Consider the following 14,975-nt stretch of genomic DNA (forward strand, 5'->3'; position numbering starts at 1 on the left):
CCATTCTATTGACTTACGTTCCTAAAGGATTATAATGCATACAACAACTAAAAAGATTTTTATGTATATGCCAGAGAATAAGGCTCAGGCGTCTCTACCAGGTTACCGTAAATGACTTGACTACATAGAAGATGAGAGAATAAACATCATGTGAATAACAGAAATCAGGGCCACAGGAATAGATGCTGTGCCTGTTCTATAAAACGCATAGATCGACTTCCATAATCTCTCTTTTTCGTGTATGGTCGATAACCCGGACAGAAGACGCTGTCCGGGTTATTTTGTGTGTGTTCAAAGGGAAGCCTGTAGCTAGATGACTTTATATTTGAATAAGGGAGTGTCATACATGAGTTCGCAGAAGAGACAGAAGCGTTACGAGGTTAGTTATCAACTCGGACAGATCGCAATGGGGAAGGCAGCGGCAGAAACCGTGATCAAAGATGGTACATTGGTCAATGTGTTTACCGGAGAACTTCAAGAGCATGTAGATATCGCAATTGCATTTGGTAGAATCGCATACATCGGTCAAGCAGATCATACCATTGGTGAACATACAAAAGTGATCCAGGCAAATGGACGGTATATCACTCCAGGTCTGCTGGATGGACATATGCATGTAGAGAGCACGATGCTGACGGTAACGGAATTTGCTAAAGCGGCGATGGCAAAAGGCACAACGGCTATTTTTATGGACCCGCATGAGATTGCGAACGTATTTGGCTCAGATGGTGTGCGCTGGATGCATGAGGAGGGACAACAACTTCCACTTAAAGTATTTACGACGTTCCCTTCATGTGTGCCTGCAACCACAGATCTTGAAGACGCCGGTGCAGCCCTTGGGGTAGCTGATATCGAAGCAGGATTGAAATGGCCGGGCGTGGAAGGCCTTGGCGAGGTTATGAATTTCCCTGGTGTCGTATTTGGTGATGAGACGATGTGTGGTGAGATTGAAGCAACGCTTAAGGCGGGTAAAGCTGTCACAGGGCATTTCCCATCAGACGATGAGCGTATGCTACAAGCCTATTTAGCTTCGGGTGTGGATTCTTGTCATGAGACAGTAACCCGTGAGCAGGCATTGCAGAAGGTTCGCCTTGGTATGCATTTGATGATTCGTGAAGGCTCCGCATGGCATGACGTGAAGGAAGTTATAAAAGTCGTTACAGAAGATAAGGTACGTACAGATAATATTACCCTTGTCACCGATGATGTATATCCAATGACGCTTCTGAATTTGGGCCACCTGAATCATGTTGTACGCCGAGCGATTGAAGAAGGTGTTGATCCGGTTACTGCGATTCAGATGGGTACAATCAATGTCGCTCGTTACTTTGGAATGGATAAGGACATTGGAAGTATCGCGCCAGGCAAATCGGCAGATATTCTGCTCATTGATGACTTGCAACAGATGATGCCTTCACTTGTTATTGCAGATGGTGAGATCGTTGCTGAATCCGGTAAGATCGTGAAGGAATTCCCGGTTTATGAATATCCAGCCGAAGCTCGAAGCTCCGTACGACTTCAAAGGCCACTTGTAGCCGATGATTTTCTACTCCGTAGCAAAAAACATGCGGATCAGACCCGGGTCAATGTCGTAGGTGCGATTGAGAATAGTGCTCGTACTGCTAAAGTAACGGCATCCCTTCCGGTAGTCGATGGTATTATTCAGCCAGATCCGGCACAGGATATTATTCGGATTGCATGTATTGAACGGCATAAAGGAACAGGACAGATTTCTCTTGGATTCGCTAATGGATTCCAGATCAAATCCGGTGCCGTAGCTTCTACGGTAGCTCATGACAGCCATAACCTGCTTGTCATGGGGGCGAATCCTGAAGATATGGCATTTGCAGCTAACGAGCTTGCTGCATGTGGCGGAGGGATGGTTGTTGTACAAGACGGTAAAGTGCTTGCCAAAGTAGCTATGCCTGTAGCTGGACTCATGGCAGACCGTCCGCTTGAGACCGTAGCGGCTGAAGTGGTGGCAATGGAAGAAGCTTGGAAAGAGCTTGGTTGTCCACTAAATGCACCTTTTATGACCTTTTCATTGATCGCTTTGCCAGTCATTCCAGATATTCGTATTACGAACCGTGGCTTGGCTGATGTGACGGAATTCAAATTAATTGAGACAGAAATTTAAGTAAAGTTTAACAACCGTATAAGGCGGAAGAGTTGTCCTAGATTGGGCAACTCTTCTTATGTTTTTGTAGCAAATATAGTCATAAGAGTTACCTTTAAAAGGTGACTTTTTTTATTTTTGACAACAACGTGATTTTCGTCACAAATTCATAACTATTTAACCCCTTTCAAGTTGCTTATATGTGATAAAGATCACAATTCTTATAACGGCGGTCTGCGAAAATAATTAAAGATAAATTTTGAAGCATTATTACGTGACCAAAAGGAAGGGGTATATTATGGATCCGGTTATGCTCGCGCGAATTCAGTTCGCTTCGACAACCATTTTTCATTTCATCTTTGTTCCGTTGTCCATCGGTTTGGCGTTTCTGATTGCCATAATGGAGACGATGTATGTCGTCAAGGGCAAGGAAATATACAAGAAGATGGCAAAATTCTGGGGGAAACTGTTCCTCATTAACTTTGCTGTCGGGGTCGTTACAGGTATATTGCAAGAATTCCAGTTTGGTATGAACTGGTCCGACTACTCCCGGTTTGTCGGGGATGTGTTTGGAGCACCGCTTGCCATTGAAGCATTGCTTGCGTTTTTCCTAGAATCTACGTTTATCGGTCTTTGGATTTTCGGATGGGACCGTGTGTCCAAGAAAGTTCACTTGCTTAGCATATGGCTCGTATCCTTCGGTACGCTGATGTCAGCATTCTGGATCTTGGCTGCTAACTCGTTCATGCAGCGTCCGGTCGGATTTGAGATTAATAATGGACGTGCGGAAATGAATGATTTCCTAGCCATTATTACAAATGGTCAGCTCTTGGTTGAGTTCCCGCATACGATCTTTGGTGCACTGGCTACAGGTGCATTCTTGATTACGGGTGTTAGTGCATATAAGTTGCTTAAGAAGAAAGATATCGAGTTTTTCAAAAAATCATTTAACATTGCAATTATTGTCGCGCTTATCTCTTCCGTGCTCGTTGCTGTCTACGGCCACCAACAAGCACAGTACTTGGTTGATACACAGCCTATGAAGATGGCTGCTGCAGAAGCTTTGTGGGAAACGAGTGATGACCCGGCTCCTTGGACGGTTGTTGCCTCGATTGATCCGGAGAATCAGACAAATAAGGCAGAATTTAAAGTTCCTTATCTGCTTAGCTTCCTGTCCTACAGCAAATTCTCTGGTGAAGTTATCGGGATGAAAGAATTGCAGGCACAGTATGAGCAGCAGTATGGACCTGGGGACTACATTCCGCCAGTTCGCACGACATTCTGGAGCTTCCGTATCATGGTTGCTGCGGGTTCCGCTATGATTCTGCTGGGCTTGTATGGCGCATGGCTGACGTTCCGTAAGAAAGTAGAAAAAGCAGGAAAATGGTTCTGGTATGCATTGCTGTTTAGTATTTCACTGCCGTTCATCGCAAATACAGCTGGATGGATTATGACAGAAATTGGACGTCAACCTTGGACTGTTTTCGGATTAATTCAGACAGCAGATAGTATTTCACCGAATGTAAGCGCAGGTTCCATCCTGTTCTCACTCATTGCATTCAGCACGATTTACGCTGTATTGGCTGCGGTAATGGCTTATCTGTTCGTTAAAGTAATTAAGAAAGGGCCATTTGCTGCGGAAGAAGACGATCACAATGCAGCTGACCCATTCAATAAGGAGGGATACGGCAATGTCTCTAAATGAGTTGTGGTTCGTACTAGTTGCCGTTCTGTTTATCGGGTTTTTCTTCTTGGAAGGTTTCGACTTCGGTGTAGGTATGTCTACACAGTTCTTAGCCAAAAATGATAGCCAAAGGCGAGTTCTCATTAACTCCATTGGTCCTTTCTGGGATGCGAATGAAGTATGGCTGCTCACGGCAGGTGGCGCAATGTTTGCCGCCTTCCCGAACTGGTATGCAACGCTTTTTAGTGGATTCTATATTCCGCTAGTATTCCTCTTGCTTGCTTTGATCGGACGTGGAGTTGCCTTTGAATTTCGTGGTAAAGTCGGGGATGCACGGTGGAAAAAGGTGTGGGATATCGCTATTTTCGCAGGGAGTATCTTGCCACCATTCTTACTAGGTGTTGTATTTGCCTGCTTGATTCAAGGTCTGCCGATTGACGAAGCGATGCAGATGAATGCTGGATTCTTCGATGTTGTTAATCTGTACACCGTAGTAGGCGGTGTGACCGTTGTTATGCTATGCTTACTGCATGGATTGATGTTTACAACCCTTCGCACCGTAGGTGATTTACAAGAACGTGCTCGCATTATGGCTCGTCGCTTGTTGATCCCAGTTGCTGCACTTCTACTTCTATTTGGAATCATGACGTATTTCATGACAGATGTGTTTGAGGTTCGTGGTGGATTATTATCCATCATGCTGGTTGTAGGTGTGATTGCATTCTTGTTAGCTGGTTATTTTATGAAAATTAAAAAAGATGGCTGGGCATTCGGTATGACTGGAGCTGTTATTGCTCTGTCCGTGATGTCCGTATTCATTGGGTTGTTCCCGCGTGTAATGATCAGCTCGATCAACAGCGCGTTCGACCTGACGATTCACAATGCCGCTTCAGGACAGTACTCTTTGAAGATTATGACAATTGTGGCAGTAACGCTGTTGCCATTCGTTCTGGGATACCAAATTTGGAGTTACTTCGTTTTCCATAAACGGGTACATGAGAAGGAGCATTTAGAGTACTGATGGGTAAAGATCTGCTGGGATACAAAGGAGTTAAGACGGTTTTTCTCGTCGTTGCCATATGTACCCTGGCACAAAGCATGGCCATCATATTACAGGCAAAATGGTTGGCGGAGGTTATCTCCGCCCTGTTTGCCGGATCCTCTTTACAGGAACAATACATGACAATGGTATTGTTCCTGCTTGCTTTTCTGGCACGTCACGGTATTGGACTCGTGCAACAGGGCGTGGCACAACGGTTCGCTGAGGAAACGGGCACGGACCTGAGAAAGCAGCTCATGGATAAGCTGTTCCATATGGGCCCAAGATTTGTCCGGTCCGAAGGAACAGGTAATGTGGTTACGCTTGTGCTAGAGGGTATATCCAAGTTTCGAAAGTATGTAGAACTGACCATACCCCGTATGATGGGGGTCGCTTTTACACCTGCATTGGTCTGGCTGTATGTATTCTATATTGATCGTATTTCAGCAGTCATTCTGCTTGTGACGATGCCGATTCTGATCGTATTTCTAATTCTGGTTGGCCTTGCTGCACGTAAACAGACAGAGCGGCAGCTACATACGTATCGTATGTTGTCTAATCATTTTGTAGATTCACTCCGTGGACTCGTGACGCTGAAGTTTCTAGGTCAAAGTAAGAGACATGGTGAGAGCATAGGGCAGGTAAGTGAGAGCTACCGAAAGGCTACAATGCGTACACTTCGCGTTGCGTTTCTCTCGTCTTTTGCACTCGATTTCTTCACGATGTTGTCTGTTGCAGTGGTAGCTGTAAATCTCGGATTACGACTCATTCATGGCAGTCTGGATCTGCTGCCTGCACTGACGATTCTTGTTCTTGCACCTGAGTATTTCTTGCCTGTTCGTATGGTAGGGGCGGATTTCCACGCTACATTAGACGGCAAACAAGCAGGTGAAGCGATCCAAGAGATGATCAAGGATGAGACTAGTGAAGGATTGAACGAGGATATAGGGACGGGAGTGGACAATGAGCCTTTGCCTCAGCTGACGTGGAAGGAAGATAGTGAGCTGAGCTTGTCTGGTATAGGTATGCATCATGACGAGGAAGGACCTGCATCTCTAGCGGACGTTAGCTTCCGCTTAAAGGGCAGAGCATCGATCGGTATTGTTGGGGAGAGTGGAGCTGGTAAATCTACACTCATTGATATTTTAGGTGGATTTCTTGCGCCGAGCAGTGGTGAAGTTGTTCTCGATGGCGTAAAGCTCCGCAATACCGCTTCTAAAGAATGGCGCAGCCATATGACCTATATTCCTCAGCATCCGTATTTATTCGGCTGCTCACTGGCTGATAATATTCGGTTTTATGCTCCGAATGCCTCTGATGAAGAGGTGGAGCGGGCTGTGGAAGCAGCCGGATTGTCCAGCTTGGTTAAATCACTGCCCAACGGATTGAATGAAATGATTGGCGGTGGGGGTCGCAGTTTAAGCGGAGGACAGGCGCAGCGGGTTGCTATGGCGAGGGCTTTTTTAAGTCAGCGTCCTGTTCTGTTACTGGATGAGCCAACCGCGCATCTGGATATCGAAACCGAATATGAGCTGAAAGAGACGTTAGCCTCGTTCTTTAAAGATAAGTGGGTATTCCTTGCAACGCATCGTCTTCACTGGATGACGGAAATGGATTACATTCTGGTGATGGATCAGGGGCGGCTTGCTGAATCAGGCACACATGAAGAGTTAATGGCACGTAAAGGTGTGTATTACGGCCTCATCACATCGCAATGGGAGGGAGTACATTGAAGCAGGAACAGTGGTTTCGTCCGTATGTAACGGCTAATTTCTGGCGGTTTCTGCTGATTGTGATCCTAGGTGTGCTGACCATTCTGTCCGCGTCGATGCTCATGTTTACTTCGGGATACTTGATCTCGAAGTCAGCACTTAGACCGGAGAATATCCTGATGGTGTATGTGCCCGTTGTTGGCGTGCGAACCTTTGGGATTAGTCGGGCAGTTGTTCACTATGTAGAGCGGCTAGTGGGACATGATACAATCTTGCGGATATTATCCAAAATGCGTGTCCGGTTATATCATCTGTTGGAGCCTCAGGCACTGCGATTCTCCGCTCGCTTTAAGACAGGTGATCTACTTGGTGTGCTTGCTGATGATATTGAACACTTACAAGATGTTTACATCCGAACTGTGTTCCCAGCCATCGTTGCCTTGGTGCTCTATGGTGGTGCTATTATTGCGATTGGCTTATTCGATCCCATGTTTGCATTGCTCATGGCTGCCTATGTGTTTCTCCTTCTGTTTATCTTGCCAATTGCTTCACTGCTTATAACGAAGCGTAAGAATCTTGCCATGAAGAAGGAGCGTGCTGCGCTCTATCAGAAACTCACGGATGCCGTACTTGGTATGGGTGAATGGTTCATCAGCGGTCGTCAACAGGATTTCCTTACGGGATATGAACAAGATGAGGCCAGTGTAGACCGTACAGATCGATCCTTAAAACGATGGGGCCGGGTTCGCGGTTTTATTAGTCAGTGTGTCGTGGCTGCCGTTGTGCTATCCATGATCGCGTGGTCAAGTCAGCAATATGCTGATGGCCGTATTGATGTGACGCTTATCGCTGCATTTGTGCTTGTTGTGTTTCCGTTAATGGATGCATTCCTGCCAATCTCTGAAGCGATAGAACGGATTCCACAGTATGAGCAGTCTATTCAGCGGTTAAATGCGATTAAGGAAGAAGTTCCGAGAGCAGATGCGGATAGAAATAACCAGCATGGTATGACTAGAGAGGAAGCATCGGCTATTGCGAAGGGCGGAGTTCACGTTGATGTAGATCATGTGTCTTTCCGTTACGTGGGACATGGTGACGCTGCTGACCAGATGGCTGTTAGTGCTGTTAGTGAGCTATCACTAAGCATTAATCAAGGGTCCAAGGTAGCTGTGATTGGCAGATCTGGTGCAGGTAAGTCGACACTACTGGGTCTAATCCAAGGCGTATTGTCTCCATCAGAAGGGCGCGTTACGATCAATGGTACGGATGCTTCCCTTTTTGGAGATGGGATCGCTTCGGTAGTGTCCGTGCTGAATCAAAGCCCACATCTGTTCGACACAACGCTTGCGAATAACATTCGTTTGGGTAAGTTAGATGCTTCCGATGAAGAACTTCGAGATGCTGTTCAGCGAGCGCGGCTTGGTGATCTTGTAGAATCTTTGCCAGAAGGGCTTGAAACCCGAATGCAGGAGACTGGACAGCGTTTCTCTGGCGGAGAACGGCAGCGTGTAGCATTAGCGCGTATTTTGCTGCAGGATACACCGGTTGTTATTCTCGATGAACCGACAGTCGGGCTTGATCCGAAGACGGAACGCGAACTATTGTCCACGATGTTCACAAGCCTGCAGGGTAAAACGCTGATCTGGGTGACACATCATCTGGTTGGTGTAGAGCATATGGATGAGATTGTATTTATGGAAGAGGGCCGCATTGTCATGCGCGGCACGCATGCACAATTGCTTGAGCGTTATCCACGTTATCGCCATCTGTATGAGCTAGATCGTCCACTTGTGTAATAAACGATATGATAATGGATGAAGAGAGTCAGCCCTTCTTGGGATGGCTCTCTTTTTTACAAATGGTCTTTGTACAGGTCTTTATAGGTTGAGACTGTGCCATAATAGGGTAAGAGACAATTATAAGGCATCGTAAGAATTACTTTTTTTCAAAATATTTATGAGTACTGCATCATTCTATTTATGCCAGAGGAGGACAATGAGATGGATTACCGTATTGAGAAAGACACCCTTGGTGAGATCAAGGTACCAGCAGATAAGCTGTGGGCTGCCCAAACTCAGCGGAGTTTCGAAAATTTCCGGATTGGTACGGAACGGATGCCAGTTGAGATTGTCCGGGCTTTCGCTATTCTGAAGAAGAGTGCGGCAACAGTTAATGCCAAGCTTGGAAAGCTGGATAAGGATAAAGCCGGTGCCATCGCAGCTGCGGCTGATGAGATTAGGGGTGGAAAGTGGGATGATCATTTCCCCCTTGTCGTATGGCAGACGGGTAGTGGCACTCAGTCCAACATGAATATGAATGAAGTGATTGCTAACCGGGGAAATCAGTTGCTCCAAGAGAAAGGCCTCTCGCACACCATCCATCCGAATGATGATGTCAATAAATCACAAAGCTCGAACGACACCTTCCCTACAGCAATGCATATGGCAGCACTAATTGCTGTGGAAGAAGAAGTTCTCCCAGCACTGCAACGATTGAAGTATACACTGGCCGAAAAGGCTGAAGAATATCAGGATTTGATCAAAATCGGACGTACCCACCTGCAGGATGCGACCCCGCTGACGCTGGGACAGGAGATTAGTGGTTGGCATCGGATGTTGGAGAAATGTGAGCTTATGCTTGCTTCCTCAATGGAGCCGCTGCGAGAGCTTGCGATCGGTGGTACTGCTGTTGGAACCGGGATTAATGCTCATCCGGACTTCGGTGATATGACAGCCACGGAGATCAGTAAGGAAACTGGCAAGAGCTTTACAAGTGCTAAGAATAAATTCCATGCACTAACCAGTCATGATGAGTTGGTGTTTGCTCATGGAGCCCTCAAAGCACTCGCGGCCGATTTGATGAAGATTGCGAATGATGTACGCTGGCTGGCTAGTGGTCCACGCTCTGGTATTGGGGAGTTGAGCATCCCGGCGAACGAGCCGGGCAGTTCCATCATGCCAGGCAAGGTGAACCCGACCCAGAGTGAGGCATTAACCATGGTTGTCTGCCAGGTGATGGGCAATGACGCGGCGATTGGCTTTGCGGCTAGCCAAGGGAATTTTGAGCTGAACGTATTCAAGCCGGTCATTATCTACAACTTCCTTCAATCGGCCCGCCTTCTTGGTGATGCTATGGAATCCTTCAATCGAAACTGTGCTGCAGGGATTGAGGCTAATCTGGATGTCATTCGAGGCAACATGGAGCGTTCGCTTATGCTGGTGACTGCGCTCAATCCTCATATCGGCTATGAGAATGCAGCGAGTATTGCCAAGAAGGCCCATAAGGAGGGATTAACCCTGCGGGAAGCGGCAGTGCAGAGTGGGCTGCTCAGCGGCGAGGAATTCGACCGAATCGTGAGACCGGAAGAGATGATTCACCCGAAGGAATAGAGTAAGTTGATTGAAGAACCCAGTATCACCACGGTGATGCTGGGTTCTTTATTTGTTATAAGTGCTGCTGTATAATAAGAACTTCTAATGGAACGGGATCGACTAATTTTTGGCTGAAGGATGGATGGTACATTGAAAAAACACCAGTGGATTGCTGCACTTCTTTCTCTAGTCTTTACGGGACTGGGCATGTTCTATATTGGAACGCCAGGAATGATTGTAGGTGCTGTTATTCTAATGGCACTCCAGGGTATCTCACTTTACACTTTTTTTATGACACTCGGATTTCTAGGGGTTATTATATTGCCTTTTGCACTGCTCGTGCATAGTGTGGGGATCATTGTAACGCTCATGTATTTCAGACGAAGAAATTTTATAGATCCGAATAAAGCACAGCGCAGAGAACGACAGCTTTCCTCTTCGTGGAAGATCGGCCTGCGGACCGTGATTGGTTTGGTTATTTTTATCGTTACCGTTTATGGGGGTTATACGCAAGGGATGGCTCCATTCTCCAAAACAACTGCAGAGAAAAAGGTAGTTCAAGAAGCAGCCGAAAGCTACTTGGAGAACAGATACAACGAACCCTTTGTGGTTTCGGAAGTGAAATATATATGGGCGATTGGCTCTTACTCTCTAAAGGCACACCCTAAACAGAACCCTGACTTGGAGTTTAGCCTTGATAGTAGTAACGGTAATCCTCCGATTATTTCGAATGATGGATACTTGAATGCGCTTTGGTCGCATCAGCTCAAGGATAAATTATCACCAGTAATGGATGAATTTTATCCTAATCAGGCATTTATTTATACATGGGTTAACGCCGATAATAACCAAGTTGTCGAGAAAGATTACAATAACCTGGGCGGCGAGAAGGGGATATCTGTTAGCAGTCAGCTCGTCAATTTGACGGTATTTGCCGATCTTACATCAGATAACTTAGATGCAGAGAAGGAACGCGTATTGGAGCTGATCCAGCGCATGCCTGAAGTGATGATGAAAGGGGACACTGCACTAGAGATTGACTACTACCCAGCCGAATTGAACACCCCTGGTAATATGAAGAAGCTTGAAAAGGGGACTTTCGATCAAGGATTTAATGAAGGGAAACAGACACATATATTCAGAGTGGATGATATTTCAGAGATTACATCGGCAAGCAGCTTGGAGATCCGTGATTTAACTAAGAATTAGGCTTGAGATTATCATAATCCATATAAGAAACTCCCTCCGTGCCATAAAAACGTACGGAGGGAGTTTTGATATTATCGCTTTATATTCTCAGTCATTGCCTACATGCTTAACGTCTGTTTAGATTCTCGATATACAGACAGTTTGTTCACGAAGAATGTAATCAAGAATGAACAGAGCAGGCTCGCCGCCATCGAGATCAGAAAGCCGGAGGTATTGTTGGAAGTTACCGGTCCTAGGAATGAAGGTACATATGCAGTTCCTCTCACCTCGAACATACCGACAAGAAGACCACCGAGCCCAGCAGAGGCAATTGCACCGGCAAATACCAGCTTGTTCGAGAACATGAATGGATAGGCAGCTTCAACAAACGTGCCGAATCCCATATTAATTGCAAATCCGGGTGCAGCTACGGCTGCTTCTCCTTTATCGCGTGGAGCGATAATATTAGCAAGTGTAATACCGGCAGATACCATAACGAGACCTACCATATCCACGGCTCCAAGGAAGCTGTTACTTGTGAGTTCCATCTCCAGCAATACGATCGGTAGAATAGCTGCATGATATACGCCGCCAATAATTGCAGGCCAGATCAGAATTCCAGCAATCAGACCTGCGATGGCAGGGTTCCAGGAGACCAGTGTCTCAATCAGAAATCGAATTCCCTCTCCTGCAGACAATGCCACGGGTGCAATGAGGAAATAAACGAATAATCCAGCGATCAGACCGGATACACCGCCGGCAACAATATTAACCGTAGTAGCTGGGAAACGCCATTCTACACATTTACGGAATACGTAGTGGACGATCAGACCTGCTCCGATTCCACCAATTAAGCCGCCGATAAGTCCGCCTTCCACGGACAGAACACCAGCAACAATTCCGGCAACGATGGATACTTCGTCGAGTTCTGATATTTGTTTCGCTGCAATAACAGCAACGATAACCGGTAGTGCTTTAATCATAAGGTCGAATATAGAGGTGAGAGCTGAAAGACCGGGAATTTTGCTGGCTGCCAGAATCAGAGCCATTCCGATAAAGCCGGGTAGGGATGCCATCATGATTCCCCGAATATTAATCCGCTTCCACGGTGATGTGTTTGATGTTGCGTTGATAGCCGATGCTGCTGTGCCACCGATAACCGGACGATAGGATAATCTCCAATGCTTAGATAGAGAGGTAACGAATGCAACAGCGCGTGTACGGTTCGTTGTGCCTGTAGTACCTGAAGCCGAGATAACACGGACTCCTTTGGACTGGAGCATAGCCATGGAGGTGCCCCCAGTGCCTGTGACAGGCAGGTGGTGTTTCGCAGCTGCTTCAAAAGTATGACGGTTGGAGTTCTCCGGATCTGCGCTCATCACAATCAGACCTTCAATTTCACCGAGTTCGATCTGTTCCGCGATTTCACGATCCAGGTGTTTGGCGGTTTCATTGATCTCCTGTAGGGTCCCTTCCGCTATAACGACCGGAGCCCCTTGGGATATGCTCCAACTATATAATGTGGCAAGCGTTGTTTCCTTGGCCGAGTCCATAGAAGCCTGCGCAGCGATAAATTGGAGTGCTGCACAAGACAGGCCGGCGCTTTCCATTTGCAGTAGTATTTCTTCCAGCAACTTTTGCGGTTCTTTACCACCCAGATTGTAGAGGTTTCCTCCACTGCTTCCTATAATTGCGATTTGTCGATGCATCTCTACCCTATCCCCCATCTAAATTGAGCATAATATACTATATTACAGTACTGTTGTACTCTATTAAAGGGAGAAAATTGAAGTCTATGTAGCTGAGGGGGATAACACATTCATAACTAAAAGATGCCGGGTGGAGAAAAGATTCTCCACCCGGCATCTCATAGGCTATATTATTCGTTCTCTGTTAAAGCGGCTGCCGCTTCGGCTTCTTGCTGCTCTGTTGCTTCTTTGAGAATTTCCAATTTCGTGTAACGGTGTGTCTTCTTCTCTAACACGGTAAAAGTCAGATCACGGTACGTCCAACTGTCACCCTTAACAAGTTCGGAGTTGTGACCGTACAACCATCCACCGATCGTATCCAAGTCATCGGTGTTCAAATCCGATTGTAATAGATCGTTCACACGATTGATCGAAACCTTCCCGTCCACAATGAGACGATTCGGCTCGGGTTGAAGCAGATCGCGTTCTTCATCATCATCGAACTCATCACGGATTTCACCAACGATCTCCTCCAAGATATCCTCAATCGTAATCATACCGGAGGTACCACCGTATTCATCAATCAAGACGGCCATGTGCGTGCCTTCTTGTTGCATCTTCTTGAGCAATTTCTTGATTGGAATGGCTTCAGATACCGTCATAGCTGGATGAATTAGCTTCGTGAGATCAATGTTGGAATTATCATCGAACTCAAGGAAGAATTGCTTCGTATTTACCATGCCGACAACTTGGTCCTTGTCTCCGCGAACAACAGGGAAACGAGTATACTGCTCTCTTTTAATAATCTGCAGGTTAGCAGCAAGAGGCTTATCTACATAAAGGCATACCATATCGGTACGAGGCACCATAATTTCCTTAGCAAGCAAGTCGTCAAAAGCGAAGATCCGGCTAACGTAGCCGTATTCACTTTGGTTAATCTTTCCGCTCTCATAGCTATCGCTCAGGATCATGCGAAGCTCTTCTTCGGAGTGAGCCTCTTCATGCTCGCTCGCCGGATGAAGACCGAAAATACGGACAAGGCCGTTAGCTGAGCCGTTAAGTACCCAGATAAACGGGTACATCAGGCGATAGAACGCAATGATCGGCTTCGCCGTCATGAGTGTAATCATTTCTGCCTTTTGAATGGCAAGGGTCTTTGGTGCAAGTTCACCAATAACTACGTGAATATATGTCATAAAGATAAACGCAAAAACAAATGAAAGAGCTCCTGCGAACTCCGTAGGTATGCCCAGCTTATCAAACAAGGAATGGAAGATCACTTCGAATGTGCTCTCACCTAAATAACCGAGGCCGAGGGCTGTAATCGTAATACCTAACTGACACGCAGACAGGTAACCATCCAGATTTGAAATTACTTTTTTGGCAGCAAGGGAGTTCTTGCGTCCTTCTAATACGAGTTGATCAATTCGACTGGTACGGATCTTTACAATCGCAAACTCTGTCATAACGAAAAAAGCGGTAAAAGCAATCAGTAATACAACTAAAAATATATTTAGGCCTATATTGCCATCCAATCAAAACACATCCTTTTCTTTTCTGGTACGAATTTGTTTTTTAATAGCTTACTGCAAAGCAAGACGCAAATATGCATGGCTATCTACATAATTCGACCTGAACTTTAAGGGCTCAAGAAGCATGTGCTTTAAAATCAGAAAGATGTGAGCACTCTTTAAACTGAAGAAGTTCATGCGTGTGGATATCAGATACACTTTGCGCGGTGCAACGGTCAGCGTCCTTTCCGGTACAGGACTGGTTGGGATCGGTGCCGGTGCGGCGCGATTACTCTTAGCCAGTGCCAATTCCTGAGTTGCAAAAACGGAATCGGATCGATCATCCCCTGTAATGGAGGTGGATGAGGCAAGGACACTTAAGCCAAGTGCCAAGTACATGAATCTGCTTATCCTTCGTATGGGGTCCAATTCGTGATTCTCACTCCTATAAACTTTAATGGTATTACCAATTCATTAACCTAAAGATTGCTGTTTGACGATCGTACACTTAAATTTAGGTATATGTAATCTATAATAAGAAAAAGTAAGTGCCTATGTCAAATCCAGGGGCCAGACAGGAGTCAACTTACACGTTTGAGAAAGCCTTTACAAAACTATAGCTTGGGGCCTAGACTTATATATATAGCGGTAGTATTTCACTAACAC

General features: G+C 46.0%; 10 protein-coding genes and 1 riboswitch. Of the genes, 7 read left to right on the forward strand and 3 right to left on the reverse strand.

Annotated features, from left to right (window positions below; all coding sequences use genetic code 11):
- Nucleotides 1-41 precede the first annotated feature (41 nt).
- A riboswitch (purine riboswitch) is annotated at nt 42-143 on the forward strand.
- A gap of 203 nt (nt 144-346) precedes the next feature.
- The 7 genes from ade to AC3WJJ_RS20160 all read left to right on the forward strand — a co-directional run bounded on the left by ade (nt 347) and on the right by AC3WJJ_RS20160 (nt 11,131).
- Nucleotides 347-2,137 (forward strand): adenine deaminase, encoded by a 1,791-nt coding sequence (ade, locus tag AC3WJJ_RS20130; RefSeq protein ID WP_492543458.1) that lies wholly within the window; start codon nt 347-349, stop codon nt 2,135-2,137.
- A 277-nt stretch (nt 2,138-2,414) separates the two neighbouring features.
- Nucleotides 2,415-3,821 (forward strand): cytochrome ubiquinol oxidase subunit I, encoded by a 1,407-nt coding sequence (locus tag AC3WJJ_RS20135; protein WP_492543459.1) that lies wholly within the window; start codon nt 2,415-2,417, stop codon nt 3,819-3,821.
- Complete coding sequence (gene cydB / locus AC3WJJ_RS20140) at nt 3,808-4,821, forward strand: cytochrome d ubiquinol oxidase subunit II (protein ID WP_492543460.1); 1,014 nt, start codon at nt 3,808-3,810, stop codon at nt 4,819-4,821. The genes AC3WJJ_RS20135 and cydB overlap by 14 nt, the downstream gene beginning before the upstream one ends.
- Nucleotides 4,821-6,572, forward strand: a complete 1,752-nt coding sequence (gene cydD / locus AC3WJJ_RS20145; protein WP_492543461.1) for a thiol reductant ABC exporter subunit CydD — start codon at nt 4,821-4,823, stop codon at nt 6,570-6,572. Before cydB ends, cydD begins: the two co-directional genes overlap by 1 nt.
- Nucleotides 6,569-8,347, forward strand: coding sequence for a thiol reductant ABC exporter subunit CydC (gene cydC, locus AC3WJJ_RS20150; RefSeq protein WP_492543462.1), 1,779 nt, complete (start codon nt 6,569-6,571; stop codon nt 8,345-8,347). The genes cydD and cydC overlap by 4 nt, the downstream gene beginning before the upstream one ends.
- Before the next feature lie 204 nt (nt 8,348-8,551).
- Nucleotides 8,552-9,940 carry a class II fumarate hydratase gene (gene fumC, locus AC3WJJ_RS20155; RefSeq protein ID WP_492543463.1) on the forward strand — a complete coding sequence of 463 codons (1,389 nt, stop codon included), beginning with the start codon at nt 8,552-8,554 and terminating at the stop codon, nt 9,938-9,940.
- Between the two features lie 132 nt (nt 9,941-10,072).
- Complete coding sequence (locus AC3WJJ_RS20160) at nt 10,073-11,131, forward strand: hypothetical protein (protein WP_492543464.1); 1,059 nt, start codon at nt 10,073-10,075, stop codon at nt 11,129-11,131.
- A 98-nt stretch (nt 11,132-11,229) separates the two neighbouring features.
- Here the strand turns inward: AC3WJJ_RS20160 and AC3WJJ_RS20165 are convergent, their stop codons facing one another.
- From AC3WJJ_RS20165 to AC3WJJ_RS20175, 3 genes are all read right to left on the reverse strand, one after another.
- Nucleotides 11,230-12,819 carry a PTS sugar transporter gene (locus AC3WJJ_RS20165; protein WP_492543465.1) on the reverse strand — a complete coding sequence of 530 codons (1,590 nt, stop codon included), beginning with the start codon at nt 12,817-12,819 and terminating at the stop codon, nt 11,230-11,232.
- 170 nt (nt 12,820-12,989) lie between these two features.
- A complete protein-coding gene (locus tag AC3WJJ_RS20170; RefSeq protein WP_422658709.1) occupies nt 12,990-14,333 on the reverse strand; it encodes a hemolysin family protein in 1,344 nt (447 codons plus the stop codon).
- Between the two features lie 48 nt (nt 14,334-14,381).
- Nucleotides 14,382-14,708 carry a hypothetical protein gene (locus AC3WJJ_RS20175; RefSeq protein ID WP_492543466.1) on the reverse strand — a complete coding sequence of 109 codons (327 nt, stop codon included), beginning with the start codon at nt 14,706-14,708 and terminating at the stop codon, nt 14,382-14,384.
- Between the last annotated feature and the right edge of the window lie 267 nt (nt 14,709-14,975).

This window comes from Paenibacillus sp. FW507-14B1B (assembly GCF_058781425.1).

What these genes read in the sequence shown, in the direction of transcription:
- ade (WP_492543458.1), top strand. Translation starts at nt 347, where the DNA reads ATGAGTTCGCAGAAGAGACAGAAGCGTTACGAGGTTAGTTATCAACTC.
- AC3WJJ_RS20135 (WP_492543459.1), top strand. Translation starts at nt 2,415, where the DNA reads ATGGATCCGGTTATGCTCGCGCGAATTCAGTTCGCTTCGACAACCATT.
- cydB (WP_492543460.1), top strand. Translation starts at nt 3,808, where the DNA reads ATGTCTCTAAATGAGTTGTGGTTCGTACTAGTTGCCGTTCTGTTTATC.
- cydD (WP_492543461.1), top strand. Translation starts at nt 4,821, where the DNA reads ATGGGTAAAGATCTGCTGGGATACAAAGGAGTTAAGACGGTTTTTCTC.
- fumC (WP_492543463.1), top strand. Translation starts at nt 8,552, where the DNA reads ATGGATTACCGTATTGAGAAAGACACCCTTGGTGAGATCAAGGTACCA.
- AC3WJJ_RS20165 (WP_492543465.1), bottom strand. Translation starts at nt 12,819, where the DNA reads ATGCATCGACAAATCGCAATTATAGGAAGCAGTGGAGGAAACCTCTAC.
- AC3WJJ_RS20175 (WP_492543466.1), bottom strand. Translation starts at nt 14,708, where the DNA reads ATGTACTTGGCACTTGGCTTAAGTGTCCTTGCCTCATCCACCTCCATT.